The sequence below is a fragment of the Pinirhizobacter sp. genome (assembly GCF_035317885.1).
In the GTDB taxonomy this organism is placed as follows: Bacteria; Pseudomonadota; Gammaproteobacteria; order Xanthomonadales; family Rhodanobacteraceae; genus Pinirhizobacter.
This window is the reverse complement of the sequence record NZ_DATHFX010000380.1, coordinates 1-15949: the sequence shown is the minus strand read 5'-3', so window position 1 is coordinate 15949 and position 15949 is coordinate 1. Positions and strand designations below refer to the sequence as shown.

Below are 15949 nucleotides of genomic sequence, written 5' to 3'. Positions count from 1 at the left end.
TTGCCTCATGGCGGGACGAAGCAGTGGCTGCCGGCGCAAAGGCACATGTGCTCGGCGGCGGTGAAGGCACGCGCAGGCTACCGCCCACGTTGCTTACCAACGTCACCGGCGACATGAAGGTGATGCAGGAAGAGATCTTCGGCCCGCTGCTACCGATCGTGCCCTACGACCGCATCGAGGACGCCATCGACTTCATCAACGACCGCCCGCATCCGCTGTCGCTATACCTGTTCACCGACGACACCCGCGTAATCGACGACGTGCTAACGCGCACACGCGCCGGCGGCGTCACCATCAACGACACGCTGTTCCACATCGCCCAACACAACCTACCCTTCGGCGGCGTCGGCCCCTCCGGCATGGGCGCCTACCACGGCAAAGCCGGCTTCGACACCTTCTCCCGCCTGAAGCCCATCCTCCGCCAAGCCCGCTTCAACGGCGTCGCCCTGCTAAACCCCCCGTACGGCGCCCGCTTCCGCCGGATGCTTTCGATCATGCTCGGACGTTAGAGCGTCTGCGGCCAGGGCTTTCCCTTGACGACCTCAGAGTTGGAGGGAGGCCGGCGGGTGTCACCCTGGGAACGCTTCCGCAGGAGGGCAAAGCCCGACGAGGACTTAGTGACCAGGGTGACACCCGCCGGCCTCCCCCCTCGAGGCGCAAAAAAACGCCCCCGACAAGCGGAGGCGTTTTTCGGTGCGACGCGGCAGTGCTTAGAAGCGGTACTGGCCGGACATGCTGAGCAGGTTGCCCTTGTCGTCGTTCTCGCCGACCGTGAGGTCGCCGGTGGGGCTGAGCGAGTTGATGTGGGCCTTGTTGACGAAGATGTGGGCGGCGCCGAGGTTTACGTCGAAGCGCTCGGTCACCTTGTAGCCCAGGCCGAAGGTCAGCCAGCGGCGGGTGGAATCGGGCACGCGGACGTCGCGGGTGGCATTGTAGGTGGGCGTGGTGTCGACGGCGACACCGGCACGCAGGGTCAGCTTGTCGGTTGCGTAGTACTCGCCACCGACCGAGGCAAACCAGCTGTTGCGCCAGTTGAACTCTTCCACTGTGGGCGGCTGCGACGGGTTGCCGTACTGCACGGCCAGGTTCTTGAACGAATCCCACTTCGTCCAGGAGATGTCCATGCCCAGGCCGAACTTCTCATCCTGGTGCCAGAAGCTGGCGGTGGCGAAGGCCGGCGTGGTGAAGTCGGCGGTGCCGCTGGTGTGGGTGAACGGCGGTTGGCCGGTACCCAGCAACGGGGCAACCAGCGGATTGGAGAGCAGGCCCTGCACCTGGGCCGGCACCTGGAAGTTGGCCGTGCCTTCGAGCGTGTGGGAGATCTTCGAGTGGTAGTTCAGCGCGAAGCGATCCTGCGCGGTGAGCTTCCAGAAGCCACCCAGCTGCCAGCCGTAGGCCCAGTCGTCGCCCTTGATCTTCGCGCGGCCATCGGTGCCCGGGGGCACGACGGCGCCGATGACGCCCAGGTAGGTTGGCACGGCCTGCGGCGGGATGGCGCCGGCGGCCGCACCCTGCTGCACGATGCCCAGGCCCACGGCGTTGAAGTTGACCGCGCTGGTGAGCTCCGCGCTGGTCTTCTGCGCGATCGCGCTGGCACCCAGGGTGAAGGTATCAGTGACGTCGAACGAGGCTGACAGCGTGGCATCGAGGGATTTGAAATCGGACTTCAGGCCGCTGTAGCGACCGGTGAAATCGCTGTCGTAGTCGGTCTTGAAGCCGAACGGCGCGGTAAGCGCCACGCCCACGTGCCAGCGATCGGCCACCTTGGACTGGAAGTACATGGCGGGCACCGGGATGGTGGTGCCGGCATCGCCGCCGTTGGAACCTGCGATCGGACGGCCCAGCGCATCGGTGGAGCTACCGGAGAACTTGGTGCTGAAATTGATGGCGGTGACGTCGGCCTGGAAGGTGTTGCCGTCCAGCATGGTCATCGCGGCCGGGTTGTTCACGATCACCGAGGCATCGTTGCCTGCCGTGACGGAACCGGCGAAGGCCGTACCGAGCGACTTGGCGCTGTTTTCCTTCAGCTGGAACGCGCTGGCGTCGGCGGCGCGGGGGGCAACCAGTGCGCCGGCAATGGCAACGGAGAGGGCGGCAAATGCCAGCGGGCGAACCGCCCAGGCGCGGCGGGGAAGGGACATCTGCATTTGTGGACTCCTGCCAGTTTGTTCTTATGAATTCGAGGCGAGACTGCCCGGGGCCTAAGAGGTCCCTGTAACAGCGCGTTCATACGCGCGTTTGACAATCCCGGGCGAGACTGTGCCGTGAACTTTTCGTTAGCGCAAGTGGCGGTGCAGCAAAATGAGACACGGCTCCGGCTTCGATCGGGTATAACCATCGAACGCACCGATCCGGGGCGCAGCGCTGTTAGGCTTGTCAGGCCAGCCAACACGAAACACGGGGTTGCCCATGCAGTGCTTCGTCTACGCCAGCCAGCGCAAGCCCAATACCTATGTGTGGTTGCACACCCGAGACGGCTTCGACGTACTGCCCGAGCCGCTCACCCTGATGCTGGGGGAATTGCGCCTGGCCATGGAACTGGAACTGGACGACAGCCGCCGCCTGCCCCAGGAAGACGCCAAGGAAGTGCTGGCCGACCTTGCCGAGCGCGGCTGGCATCTGCAGATTCCCCCGGGCGACACCCTGGCCGTGGGTAACCAGCACTACCGCGGGCCTCTGCGCGAAACCCGCGACGAAACCCGCGAATAGTCCCCGCAGGAAGATATCGAGGTTAACGTTCGGTTACCGCGAGGCGTGTTCGCGCTTCCGTATACTCGCGCGTATGTCAAGAATCAAACCACGGCGCCGGCCGCCGCTTATCAAGTCCCTCCCGTGGTTCCTGCCGGCGCTGATCGCCGTTGCCCTGGCAGGATGGTCGACCCATCCGGTGGTGCTGATACCCCTGCTCCTGGCCAACACCCTGGCGATGGGTGCGGTATGCCACGCCATCGGCTTCGATCCGGAACCCAGCTTCGCCCGCACGCTCTTGCGCCGCGGCGCCGCGCACCTGGTGATGTTCACCAGCTATACGGCTGTGATGTTCCTGCTGGTGGCCTGGCCGCTGGTGCGCCTGATCCAGGAGCCCAGCCTTTCCGGCGCGCTGCTGCTGGCCGCGGCGCTGGTGGTGGCCCTGGCCTCGCTGTGGCGGATGTGGCCCGCCTTCGGCCTGGTCTTCGTCTGGGACGATGCCTACCCCGAGCAGGAAGACGGCTCGTGGATATTCACCGCGGTGGCACGCAGCATCGCCTTCGGCCGGCACCTGTCGGCCGAGGAGCGCTTCTTCTCGCATTTCCTGCCGGCGGCGATGGCGCTGCTGGTACTTTCGTTCGCCGCCGTGGCGCTGACCGGTCTCTATGGCGTGCTGCCTTCGGAACTGCGTATCAGCGCGTTGGCCATCTATGGACTGGTGCTGTTGCCACTGGGCTGCATGGTGATAGCCAACCGCACGCTGCGCGCGATGCTGTGCGAGGGACGCCAGCGTCCGCAGGGCTCCATGCCAGCGCGCGGTGGCAGCGCGGCGACGGCGCCCAAGTCAGATAAACCGGGCAAGGCGCCGCGGGTGGAGCCGGCGTTTGCCGTCACTGTACAGGCGCCCCGTCCCGCCGCCCCCATACCCGCCGGCCGGCCCCAGGCGGACCTGGACAATGATCTGCTTGAAGCCGCGCGCGGCGGCGACGTCGATCGCGCCCTTGCCCTGCTCGAAGCCGGCGCCGACGCCAACACCGCCGCGCGCGCGGATGACCGCGACCAACGCACCGCGTTGGTGCTGGCGGCGCTGATGCCCGATGTGCGCCTGTTGCGCGCACTGATCACCCGCGGCGCCGACGTCAACCGCGTGCACGCAGGCCTCAGCGCCCTCCTGGCCGCCTCGCGCGACAGCTGGCACGGCCGCGCCGACGCCGTCATGACCCTCCTGGCCAACGGCGCCAATGCCGCGGCCGTCGATGGCGAAGGCAACACGGCGCTGCATGGCGCGGTGCTCTGTGGCGAACCGACCATCGCTGCCATGCTGCTCGATGCCGGTGCACCGCTGAATGCCCTGAACAAGGCCGGGTATAGCGCACTGGCCACGGCCTGCCGCGCCGCCAACTGGAACCTCACCCGCTTCCTGCTCGAGCGCGGCGCCAAGGCCACGCCGGTCGATGGCGAGCCCGCCCTGGTCGCCGCCGCCGGCATCACTGAAGACGACGACGAAGGCGTGCGCATCCTGTTCAAGCACCGCGCTGCGGTGAACGCCACCGACAGCCACGGCCGCAGCGCCCTGATGGTGGCCGCGGCCGAAGGCCACGAGCGGATGTGCCGCACCTTGCGCGGTGCCGGAGCCGACGTGGCCCTGGCCGACCGTCGCGGCAGCACCGCGCTAATGGAAGCCGCGCGCGCCGGCGCGCCACGCATCGTGGAACTCCTGGCCGAAGCCACGCCCGATCCGCGCGCACGCGATAGCCATGGCCGCGACGCCCTCACCCTGGCTTGCCAGTCGCCACAGGCCCGCGCCGAAACCGTGCGTGCGCTTCTCGCCCTCGGCGCACAGCCGCGCGAAGCGGGCATGGATGGCCGCAGCGCGCTCGACCACGCCGCTGCCGCCGGCCGTTGGGACCTGGTCGCCCTGCTCGATCCGGAAACACCGCTCCCGGCCAGCATGAGCGATGTCGTGGTGCCCGAAGCCGGCGCCGATTCGCCGGATCATCTGCTCGATGCATTGCGCTTCGGCCACTGGGCCGTGGCATCCACGTTTGCCCGCCGCGTGCGCGAATGGCCGGCCTCGCAACTGGCCGCGATGTACTTCGAACTCTCAGCGCCGGGCCTTGGCGCCAGCCGTGCCTGGTTGCTCGAGCACGGCCTGGAGGCGGAGGCGCGCCTCGGCGCGCCGCGCCAGCGCGACGATGAAGAAGCCGATGGCGACGACGAAAGCGATGCCAACGTGCTTGGCCGGCGCCTTTTCGATGCACTGGTACCGCAGCTACCCTCATCGCAGGAAGCCGTCGCCCAGTTGCTCGACGCCGGTGCCACGCCAGCGGGCGCGGGATTGTTCCTGCAGGCTGTCGCACGCATGGGCGACAGCGAAGCGGAAGCCTCGCTGCTGCTGCGCATGCTCGGCGCGGGCGCGGATCCGTTTGGTGTCGATGCCCGCCTGCGCAGTGCCGTGCACGTGGCCGCGGCGGTCGCGCACCCGCGCGTGCTTGATGAACTGCTGGCCCGCGGCGGCGATCCGAACGCGCGCGACGGCCAGGGCCGCACGCCGCTGTTCGCGGCGCTGGAAGCGGGCAACCATGTCCTTGCGCGCGTGCGCAGCCTGGTGGCCCATGGCGCGGACCCGGAAACCACCGACGCCCACGGCGAGACCCCGCTGGGCGTGGCCATGGGCCAGGCGGATGTCGAACGCTGGCTAAGCTGGAGCCGCTGGCCACTGCCCCGCCGGCCGCTTCGCGCCAACGACCTGCCGCAGGCCGCCGCCAGTGGCGATGCGGAGGCCGTGCACCGGTTGCTCGACCTCGGCTTCGCCGTCGACACCCCTGACGACAAGGGCGCCACTGCCCTGCTGCGAGCCTGTGGCGCCGGTCACCGAGACGTCGCCGCCGTGGCGCTCGATGCCGGTGCCGATCCCGCGCTTGCTGCATCCACGGGCGCCACACCGCTGGTGGCGGCCGTGACCGCGCGGCGCGAAAACCTGGTGGCCTTGCTGCTCGAGCGCGGCGTAGCCGTCGACCAGCGCCTGCCCGGCGAGACCACCGCCACGATGATTGCCGCGGCCATGGGCTATCCCGAGATCGTCGAGGCACTCGTGGATGCCGGCGCGGACATCAACGCCCACGACGGCAGCGGCCACACGCCGCTGCATGCGGCTGCCCAATACTGTTTCGAAAGCAGCGACAGCCTGCGTTCGCGCCGCCTGCTCGACGCGCTGATCGGCCGCAAGGCCGACATCAACCACGCCGACAACGAAGGCAAGACAGCCCTGCTGCTATTGCTTGGCGCGCACAAGCGGCCAGGCGTGAGTTGCGACGCCACCCATCTGGGCGCCTTGCTACCGGCGCTACTGGATGCCGGTGCCGACGTGGGCCACGCCGACCAACGCGGCGTCACCGCCCTGCACGCCTGCGCCATGCACGCATTGCTGCCGCCGGCGCGTACGCTGATGACGCGCGGCGCCGATCGCAGCGCCACCGATGCCTTTGGGCGCACCGCGGGGGATGTCGCCCGCACCCTGGGACTGGTGGACGTCGCCCATGAATTGGGCGTGCGCGCCGGCGCAGTGCCCAGCGTCCGGCAGACGCTTCGCCAGCCCGCGCAACCGAACGACTGAGCCCTATCAGCTTCCGCGGGCGAGCGCGGCGCGGCGGCGCGCCTGACGGCGCTCCAGCCGCACCTGCTTGCGCTTGCGCGCCCGCTCGGCCAGGCACGAGAAAATCACATAAAGCGCAGGCGTACTGAGCAACGTGAGGCTCTGCGATACCAGCAGGCCGCCGATCATGGCGATACCCAGCGGCCGGCGCAGTTCCGAGCCTTCGCCAAGGCCAATGGCCAGCGGCAACGCGGCCAGGATGGCGACCATGGTGGTCATCATGATCGGCCGGAAGCGGACCAGGCAGGCCTCGCGGATAGCCTCGAGGTAATTCTTGCCATGCTCGCGTTCGGCCACCAGGGCGAAGTCGATCATCATGATCGCGTTCTTCTTCACGATGCCGATCAACAACACCAGCGCGATCATCGCGATCACCGAAAGGTCGGTGTCGGTGATCACCAGCGCCAGCAGGGCGCCGACACCCGCGGCCGGCAAGGTGGAAAGGATCGTCACCGGATGGATCAGGCTCTCATAGAGCATGCCCAGCACCAGGTAGACCGTGATGATCGCCGCCGCCACCAGCAACAGCATGTCGCCCTGGGATTGCTGGAACCGCTTGAAGTCGGAACCGAAGTCCATGCGGATGTCGCCTGGCAGACGCATGTTGTCGATGGTCTTCTGGATCACCTGGGTAGCCTCGCCCATGCTGATGCCCGGCGCCAGGTTGAAGCTGATGTCCATCGTGGTGTACTGGTCTTCGTGGATCACCTGCGTCGGGGCAAGGCCCGGCACCTGCTTGGTGACTGCCGTGATCGGCACCATCGCGCCGCTGGTGCTGCGCACGTAGATCCGGTTGATCGCATCGGGTGTCGCCGCCAGCGCCGGTAGCGCGCTCATCACCACCGAGTACTGGTTGATGTCCGAATAGATCGTGGACACCGAGCGCTGGCCGAAGGCGTCGTACAGCGCCGAATCGATGTTGCCCACGGTCACCCCCAGCCTCGACGCGGCATCGCGGTCGATCATCAGGTTCTGGCGCAGGCCCGCGTCGTCGACATCCGTCCCCACGTCGCGCAGCAGCGGGCTTTTCTTCAGTTCCGCCTGCAGCCGGGGCAGCCACAGCTGCAGGGTTTCCTGGTCGTTACCCTTCAGCGACACCGAGTACTGCGCGCCCTGGCTCGAGCCGCCGCCGGCACCGCCGGTGGGGAGGTCCTGCACGGCGCGAAGCCGCAGGTTCAGGTCGGGGAACTTGGCGGCTTTCGAGGACAACCGCGTGACCGCGTCGAAGGTGGTGTCCTCGCGGCCCTGGGCGAGGGTCTTCAGGCCGATGCTGAAGCTGCCGCTGGTGCCCTGCCGGCTGGTACCCAGGCGAGCGCCCACCGTGGCTACGTCCGGATCGGCACGCAACATCTGGGTCAGGCGCTCCATGCGCTTTTCCATCTCGGTGAACGACACGGTGGCGCCGGACGTGGCGCGTCCCTGGATCAGGCCGGTGTCCTGTGGCGGAAAGAAGCCCGTGGTGACCATGCGGGACAAAAGGAACGTGATGCCGATCAATACCAGCGGCGTGAGCGCCATGAACAGCGCATGGCGCAAGGTCCAGTCCAGCGAACGCCGGTACACCGCCAGCATGCCGTCGAGGAACCGCTCGATTCCTCGGCTCAGGCGCGAGGGCGGTCGGCGCGAATGGTGGGTAAGGAACCGGCCGCACAGCGACGGGGTGAGAGTGAGCGATACCAGTGCCGAGACCGCGATGGCCGAACACAGCACCACGGTGAATTCCTTGAAGAACATGCCGATGATGCCGGTGGCAAACAACAACGGGATGAACACGGCGATCAGCGAGGCGGTGATGGAGACGATGGTGAAGCCGATCTCGCGCGCCCCAAGCAGGGCGGCCTCGCGCCGGCTCAGTCCCTCGTCCATGTGGCGGATGACGTTCTCGATCACCACGATGGCATCGTCGACCACGAAGCCGATGGCGATCACCAGCGCCAGCAGCGACAGGTTGTTCAGCGTGTACCCGAAGATGTACATCATCAGGAACGCGCCGGCCAGCGACAGCGGCACGGCAAGGCCCGCGATCACCGTGGGCGCCAGCCGCCGCAGGAACAGCGCCATGGTCATCACCACCATGGCAAGGCTCAACAGGAGCGTGGCCTCCACTTCGTGCAGCGAGGCGCGGATGGTGGGCGTGCCGTCGAAGAAGGGCTGCAGCCTCACGCCTTCTGGCAACCATTCGCGCATCTGCGGCAGCTGGTCGCGGATGTTGTCCACCGTCTGGATCACGTTCGCGTTGGACTGCTTGAACACGTACATCAGCACGGCGGACTTCGAATTGAACCAGGCCGCCTGCTGCGCGTCCTGCTGGCCGTCGTACACCTTGGCCACCTGGTCAAGGCGGATCGGCGTGCCGTTGTTGTTGGCGATGATGAGCTTGGCGAAATCCGCCGCACTATGCATGTTGTCGTTGGCAACCACCGCCATGGTGGTGCGGCCATCGGACAGGAACCCCTGTGGCGAGGTCACGTTGGCGGCGGTGAGGGTATTGCGCAGCTGGTCCGGCGTCAGGCCCATGGAGTTGAGCTTCTGCAGGTCCACATCCACGCGCACCGCCGGCGTGGCGCTGCCATAGATGTCGACGCTTGCCACGCCCACCTGCTGACGCAGGCGCTGGGCCAGCAGTGAATCGGCGATGTTGTACAGCGCATCACGGGCCAGCGTGTCGGAGGTGAGCGCGATGGCGATCACCGGGTCGTCGTTCGGGTTGGCCTTCTGGTAGCTCGGTGGCTGCAGCCCGGCAGGAAGATCGGACTGCGAGGCATTGATTGCCGATTGCACGTCGCGGGCCGCGGCATCGATGTTGCGCTGCGCGTCGAAGATCATGAAGACCGAGGCGCGGCCCTCCGAGCTATTGGAGCGCATCGTGGAAATGCCCGGCACCTGGCCCAGGTGCCGCTCCAGCGGTGCCGCCACCGTGGCCGCCATGGTGTTGGCGTCGGCGCCGCTCTGGCTGGTCTGCACGAAGATTGCCGGGAACTGGATGTCCGGTAACGCCGCCACGCCCAGCAGGCCGTAGCAGATCATGCCGACCACAAAGACGCCCGCGGCCAGGAGGCTCGTGCCGATCGGACGGCGGATGAAGGGACCGGAAATATTCATGCTTTGAGGATTAAGGGGGCGGCCGGCGGCATGGCCAGGACGCGCCCATGAACGTCGATGCCCGGAAAAGGCTTCGCCGGGCGGTTGCCCGCCCGGCGATCAAAGGGTACCCCGGCACGTCGCGCCGTGCGCGACGGAGGGTGGATCACGCCAGTCCCCGGGCGGTGTCGCGGGCGATGGCCCGCCGCTCCCGGCGCGACTCGATCCAGTCGGAAACACGTTCCATGTACAGGTAGATCACCGGCGTGGTGTACAGCGTGACCAGCTGGCTGAGCAGCAGGCCGCCGACGATCGACACACCCAGCGGACGGCGCAGCTCCGAACCGATGCCATTGCCCAGGGCCAGCGGCAAGGCGCCCAGGAGTGCCGCGGCGGTGGTCATCATGATCGGGCGGAAGCGCAGCAGGCAGGCGCGGCGGATGGCGTCATGGGCATTCATGCCCATGCGCTTCGCCTCGATGGCGAAGTCGATCATCATGATCGCGTTCTTCTTCACGATGCCGATCAGCAGCACGATGCCGACGATGCCATCCACCGACAGGCTCATGCCACACAGCAGCAGGCCAAGCAGGGCGCCGACACCGGCGGGCGGCAGCGTGGAGATGATGGTGATCGGATGGATGTAGCTTTCATACAGCACGCCCAGCACGATGTAGATCACCACCACGGCAGCCAGCAGCAACAGGACGGTATCGCCCACCGAGGATGAGAACTCCGCCGCCTTGCCGACGAACTGCTTGGCCACCTGCGGCGGGATATTGACCTGGTTTTCCACTTCGTGGATCGCGCTCACGGCCTCCGACAGGGAATAACCCGGCGCCAGGTTGAAGGCGATGGTCACCGCCGGCAGCTGTTGCTGGTGGCTGATTACCAGCGGGGCGTTGGTGATCTGTGCGGAGGCCAGCGTGGAGATCGGCACCGCGCCGCCGCCACCGAGCAGGATGCCGGTGTTGGACAGGCCGATGCCGGTGGCCGTGGCCGAATTGCTCGACGAGGCCTGGCCGAAGGTGGTGGCGTTGCTGCCGGTGAGCGCGCCGCTGCCGTTGCTCTTGACGTAGAGCTTGTCCAGCAGATCCTTGCTGGAACGGAACTGCGGGTCGACCTCCAGCACCACGCGGTACTGGTTGAGCTGGGTGAAGATGGTGGAAATCTGGCGCTGGCCGAACGAGTCGTAAAGCGTGTCATCGATGGTCTGTACCGGCACGCCCAGGCGGCTGGCGGCATCACGGTCGATGGTGAGCTTGAGCGCGTTACCCATGTCGGCCAGGTTGTTGTCCACGTCCGCCAGTTCCGGGCGCTGACGCAGCGCCGCGGTCATCTGCGTGGCGTACTTGGACAGTTCGGCCGAATTCACGTCGCTCATCGCGTACTGGTATTCCGTAGCGGCTACGCGGCTTTCCAGCGTCACGTCCTGCACCGGCTTCAGGTACAGCGCCGTGCCCGGCAAGTGCGCGGCGGCTTCCTGCAGGCGCCTGACCACGTCTTCCAGGTCGCCGCGATCGGAGCGGTCCTTCAGCACGATGGAAATCTGGCCCTGGTTCAACGTGGGGTTGATGGAACCGGCGCCGATGAAGGCGGCAACGCCGCTGACGTCCGGCACTTTGCGCAGGGCATCGGCCACCGCCTTGGTGCGCAGTTCCATCTGTTCGAAGGCGACGTTCTGGTCGGCCTGCACGACGCCTGTGATGAGGCCGGTGTCCTGCTCGGGCAGCAGGCCCTTGGGAATGACGATGTACAGCACCACGGTGAGGGCCACGGTAATGCAGGCCACCACCATCGTCGTGCGCTGGTGGGCCAGCACCACGTCGAGCGAACGCTCATAGATACCCACCACGCGCGACCACCAGGTGACCTTGCCATCGGCGGCGTGGCGCTCATGGGCGTCTTCGCCCTCGGGCAGCGAATCGGCCTTCAGCAGGTACGCGCACATCATCGGGGTGAGGGTCAGTGACACCAGCATCGAGATCGCCACGGCGATCGTCAGCACCCAGGCGAACTCATGGAACAGGCGGCCGGTGACACCCGGCATCAGCAGCAGCGGCAGGAACACGGCGATCAGCGACACCGTCAACGACACCACGGTGAAGCCGATCTCGCGGGCGCCGATCTCGGCCGCCTCCTTGCCGTCCTTGCCCTGCTCGATGTAGCGGACGATGTTCTCGATCATCACGATGGCGTCGTCGACCACGAAGCCCGTGGCCACCGTGAGCGCCATCAGCGAAAGGTTGTCCAGCGACATGCCGGTGAAGGCCATCACGCCGAAGGTACCCAAAAGCGACAGCGGCACCGCCACCGACGGGATCACCGTGGCCCACAACCTGCGCAGGAAAACGAAGATCACCGCCACCACCAGGAAGATGGTGAGGAGCAGGGTGAACTGCACGTCCTCCACCGAAGCGCGGATGGTCACCGTGCGGTCGGAGAACACTTCCAGCTTCACATCGGCCGGAAGCACCGTCTGAAGGTCCGGCAGGATCTGCCGGATGCGCTCCACCGTCTGCACGATGTTGGCGCCGGGCTGGCGGCGGATGTCCAAAAGCACCGCGGGCTTGCCGTCCGCCCAGGCGGCCAGCTGGTCGTTCTCGACGCCGTCGACCACGTTGCCGACGTCGGTCAGGCGGATCGCCGCGTTGTTCTTGTACGCGATGATCGTGTCTTTGTACTCCGCCGCCGTGGCCAGCTGGTCGTTGGTACCGATGCTGTACGACTGCGTCTTGCCGTTGAGCGTGCCCTTGGGCGCGTTCACGTTGCTGGCCGTCAGCGAGCTGCGCAGGTCCTCCATGGTGAGGCCCAGGTTCGACAGCTGGGTCGGGTTCACCTGAATGCGCACGGCCGGGCGCACGTTGCCGGCGATGCTCACCAGGCCCACGCCCTGCACCTGCGCCAGGCGCTGGGCCAGGATGGAATCGGCCACGTCGTTGATGTCGCGCAGCTGCACCGAATCGGAGGTGAGCTTCAAGGTCATGATCGGCGCGTCGGCCGGGTTCACGCGGTTGTAGACGGGCGGATACGGCAGCGAGCTGGGCAGCGTGCCCTTGGCCTGGCTGATCGCCGACTGCACGTCCTGCGCGGCGATGTCGATGTCGCGGCCCATGTCGAACTGCAGGATGATCGTGGACAGGCCCGCCGACGAATCCGAGCTCATCATCTGCAGCCCGGAGATCTGGCCGAAATTGCGCTCAAGGGGCGTGGTGACCAGCGAGGCCATGGTGGTGGCGCTGGCACCCGGGTACTGCGTGGTAACCACCAGGCTGGGCGCGTCGATTTCAGGCAGCGCCGATACCGGCAGTTGCCGGTAGCCCAGGATGCCCAGCAGCATGATCGCCACCATCAACAGGGAGGTGGCGATCGGCCGGCGAATGAAGAGTGTCGAAAAACCCACGTGGTGTTTCCTTGCAAGACTTCTTTAAGGTCACGCGCGGCGAGCGTTGCCGCGCGCGCGCCTTGCTCGATTATCTAGCGGCCGCCGCGGCCGCCCTTTCGGTTTGCTGCCTGCTTGGTCTTGTCCAGCTCCGCGGCGGTCGGCGAGGCCGGCACCTGGCCCGGGGCCAGTGCCTGTACCTTGCTGCCGGGCTTGAGGCGGAACTGACCTTCGGTAACCACGCGGTCGCCTTCCTTCAGGCCCTGGGCAATCAGCACGTGGCTGTCGCCCACTTCGGTCCCGGAGACCACCGGCTGCATCTTGACGGTGTTGTCGCCCTGCACCTGGTACACGTAGTCGCCATCAGGGCCGCGCTGCACTGCCTGCGTCGGCACCACCAGGCCACCCTTGACCGTGTTCACCTTCAACTGCACGTTGGTAAACTGGCCCGGCCACAATTCGGTCTTGGTATTGGGGAACACCGAACGCACGGCGAACTGTGCGGTGGTGGCATCGATCTGGTTGTCGATGACATCGAGCTTGCCGTCGTTGGCCACCACGTGGCTGTCGGCGCGATCGCGCACCGTCACCGGGGCATCGCCGCTGGCAAGTGCCGCGCGCACCACGTCCAGGTTCTGCGTGGGCAGCTTGAAGGTCACGTACAGCGGGTGCAGCTGGGTAAGCACCACCAGGCTGTCGGTGGTGGCGACGATGTTGCCCACGTCCACCGCGCGAATGCCGGCCACGCCGTCGATCGGGGCGATCACCTTGGTGAAGCCCAGTTGCACTTCGGCGGCGCGGATCGCGCCCTGTGCGCCGGCCACCGTGCCCTCGTACTGCTGCACGGTGTTCTTGAGCGTAACGAGGTCGGCCTGGGAGACGTACTGCTCCTTGGAGTTGGCGACCAGGTCCTGCGAGCGCTTGAGGTTGCTGCGCGCGGTGCCCAGCAGCGCCTGGTTCTGCGCCAGCGTGGCGCGGGCCTGGTCGAGGTTGGCCTGGATGGTCCGCGGGTCGATCTCGGCGATCACGTCGCCCTTCTTGACCTCCTGGCCTTCCTTGAAGTTGAGCCTCATCAGCTGGCCGCTGACCTGCGGCTTCACCGTGACGGTGTTCAATGCCTGCGCGTTGCCCAGCGCATTGAGGAACACCGACACGTCCTGGCGGACCACCGGTACCACGGTGACAGGAATCGGGGTGTCGTCCTTGCCATCCTTGCCCTTGCCGTCCCCCTGCCCAGCGCCGGCTTGCTGGCCGGCACCCGCGCCACCCTTGTGACCCAGGCGCGGCACGACGATCACCGCCGCTATGGCCAGCACGACGATCACCGCCAGCGCGATCTTCCAAAAACGCGACATGAAACGCTCTCCGTATAGAAACTGGGGGGTTGTCCCCGGCGCCGACGCGGTGCGCGCGGCCCTACCCATGGGTCAATAGCATAGGTTCACTGCAATGCGGTTGAACAATGCCGGTTGACAGGGGTGCTGCGTGACCTGTGGCAGGGTTGGACAGCAACGGACGGCCAAAATATCCCGCCGGGCGTGATCACCCCGCGACGCTCTTTCGGATATACTCCGCGGCTGATTGTGCCCCCGTTCCAAGGGGCCATGCCTGGGCCAGCATCCCCTTCAGGAGTCATGCGTGAGCGGTACACCGAGCAAATCCGACAAGAGCTTCCTGCAGCAGTTCTCACTGCTCACCACTGGGCTCTCGGTCCTCACCGTCCTTCTGATGTTCCTTGCCTACTGGATCTATTCCGGCATCCCCAAGGAAGCGGACCCCACCCAGGTCCAGGCAAAAGCCGACCGCATCGCTGCTGTCGGTGGTGTCTATGCCGGCGATACCGGCCGCGCCGCCATGCAGGCCGCGCAGGAAGCAGCCACCAAGGCCGCTGCCGCGCAGGTCGCCTACGGCGGCACCACCGACGGCAAGACGATCTACGACAACCTCTGCCACAGCTGCCACACCGCCGGTGTCGCCGGCGCGCCAAAGCTGGGCGACAAGGCCGCCTGGGCCGCCCGCGTGACCGAAGGCATCCCCACCCTGATCAAGCATGCGATCGAAGGCTACAAGGGCCCAGACGGCAACATGATGCCAGCCAAGGGCGGCAATCCCTCGCTCAACGACGAGCAGGTCGGCAACACCGTCAAGTGGATGGTCTCCCAGGTCAAGTAAGTGCCGGCGCCTCGCTCGAGCGAAACAAAAGCAAAGCCGCCGTGAGGCGGCTTTGTACGTTGAGGGGGCGGGAGCGGGCGGGTATCACCCTGGTCACTAAGTCCTCAGTCGGCTTCGCCTCCCTGCGGAATCGTTCTCAGGGTGATACCCGCCCGCTCCCTCCGACTCATGACGTGGGATGCAAAGCACGCGGCGTGAAAAATTATGGCGAATCTTTGGCTTTCGAGCCGGTCGACCGAACTAACGGGACACAGCGTCCGCGATCGCGATGACTGCAGGCACCCCTCACCCTGCTCTCCCCACAACCGACAATTGCGTGTGAGGGTGCGGCCGGGTGGCGTTTTCAGAGCGCTTCCGCAGGGAGGCGAATGCCGACCGAGGACTTATCGACGAAAACGCCATCCGGCCGCACCCGCCCTCGCCGCAAAAAAGGCCGGGCCTCGGTACCAGAGCGGGGGAGGGAGGGTATCTGGTACCGAGGCGGGGCAGGCAGCTCATTAACGAACTGCTCGGTACAGGATTATAGGCCTGCGATCCCACACGTCAATAGGATCGATCTAAATTCTTTTTCATCAATGGCCGGAAAACGGCACTGATGCAGAACCCTGCCCGACGCCTCCGGAACCTGGCCCTGCCACTGGGCATGGGGACTTCCGGGCCATTGCAGCGGCTTGGGCTCTGGCAGTATCCCTACGCAGTACGCCTTTCCCTTTGGAGCTCACCATGCGCAAGTACGCCCTGCTCGCCCTCGCCTTCGCCCCTTTTGCCGCCGCACACGCCGACCAGTGCACGCGTTCGGCGGATCGCTCCCTGGACGCGGACCTGCGTGGCGTGCGCACCGTGCGCCTGGAGACCGGCAGCCATGAGCTGAAGATCAATGCCAGTGGCAGCGGCACTGCGCTGGCGGCACGCGGCAAGGCATGCGCATCCAGCGACGACGCCCTGGCGGAACTGGTGATCACCCAGCATCG

General features: G+C 66.5%; 8 protein-coding genes and 1 pseudogene. 5 read left to right on the top strand and 4 right to left on the bottom strand.

Annotated elements, in window-relative coordinates; translation table 11 throughout:
* On the top strand, window positions 1-509 hold a 509-nt coding region (locus tag VK519_RS12505; protein ID WP_324350227.1), incomplete at its 5' end, for an aldehyde dehydrogenase family protein.
* Window positions 510-710: 201 nt separating this feature from the next.
* Here VK519_RS12505 and VK519_RS12500 read toward each other — a convergent pair.
* Entirely contained in the window at window positions 711-2147 is a 1437-nt protein-coding gene (locus tag VK519_RS12500; protein WP_324350225.1) for an OmpP1/FadL family transporter, read from the bottom strand.
* Window positions 2148-2409: 262 nt separating this feature from the next.
* Here VK519_RS12500 and VK519_RS12495 point away from each other — a divergent pair, with 262 nt between their 5' ends.
* Window positions 2410-2709, top strand: coding sequence for a YcgL domain-containing protein (locus VK519_RS12495; protein ID WP_324350223.1), 300 nt, complete (start codon window positions 2410-2412; stop codon window positions 2707-2709).
* A gap of 73 nt (window positions 2710-2782) precedes the next feature.
* Window positions 2783-6304, top strand: coding sequence for an ankyrin repeat domain-containing protein (locus VK519_RS12490; RefSeq protein WP_324350221.1), 3522 nt, complete (start codon window positions 2783-2785; stop codon window positions 6302-6304).
* A 6-nt stretch (window positions 6305-6310) separates the two neighbouring features.
* Here VK519_RS12490 and VK519_RS12485 read toward each other — a convergent pair whose 3' ends face one another.
* From VK519_RS12485 to VK519_RS12475, 3 genes are all read right to left on the bottom strand, one after another.
* Complete coding sequence (locus VK519_RS12485) at window positions 6311-9445, bottom strand: efflux RND transporter permease subunit (protein WP_324350219.1); 3135 nt, start codon at window positions 9443-9445, stop codon at window positions 6311-6313.
* Between the two features lie 145 nt (window positions 9446-9590).
* A complete protein-coding gene (locus tag VK519_RS12480; protein ID WP_324350217.1) occupies window positions 9591-12827 on the bottom strand; it encodes an efflux RND transporter permease subunit in 3237 nt (1078 codons plus the stop codon).
* Between the two features lie 74 nt (window positions 12828-12901).
* A complete protein-coding gene (locus VK519_RS12475) occupies window positions 12902-14161 on the bottom strand; it encodes an efflux RND transporter periplasmic adaptor subunit (RefSeq protein ID WP_324350215.1) in 1260 nt (419 codons plus the stop codon).
* A 283-nt stretch (window positions 14162-14444) separates the two neighbouring features.
* On the opposite strand from VK519_RS12475, the gene VK519_RS12470 reads away from it, so the two are divergent.
* Window positions 14445-14978 (top strand): c-type cytochrome, encoded by a 534-nt coding sequence (locus VK519_RS12470; RefSeq protein WP_324350213.1) that lies wholly within the window; start codon window positions 14445-14447, stop codon window positions 14976-14978.
* Window positions 14979-15701: 723 nt separating this feature from the next.
* Window positions 15702-15949: pseudogene (locus VK519_RS12465) on the top strand (DUF4097 family beta strand repeat-containing protein); the annotation flags it as partial.

Excerpts from the sequence above, each read along its gene's own strand:
- VK519_RS12490 (WP_324350221.1), top strand. The coding sequence starts at position 2,783 with ATGTCAAGAATCAAACCACGGCGCCGGCCGCCGCTTATCAAGTCCCTC.
- VK519_RS12485 (WP_324350219.1), bottom strand. The coding sequence starts at position 9,445 with ATGAATATTTCCGGTCCCTTCATCCGCCGTCCGATCGGCACGAGCCTC.
- VK519_RS12495 (WP_324350223.1), top strand. The coding sequence starts at position 2,410 with ATGCAGTGCTTCGTCTACGCCAGCCAGCGCAAGCCCAATACCTATGTG.
- VK519_RS12475 (WP_324350215.1), bottom strand. The coding sequence starts at position 14,161 with ATGTCGCGTTTTTGGAAGATCGCGCTGGCGGTGATCGTCGTGCTGGCC.
- VK519_RS12500 (WP_324350225.1), bottom strand. The coding sequence starts at position 2,147 with ATGCAGATGTCCCTTCCCCGCCGCGCCTGGGCGGTTCGCCCGCTGGCA.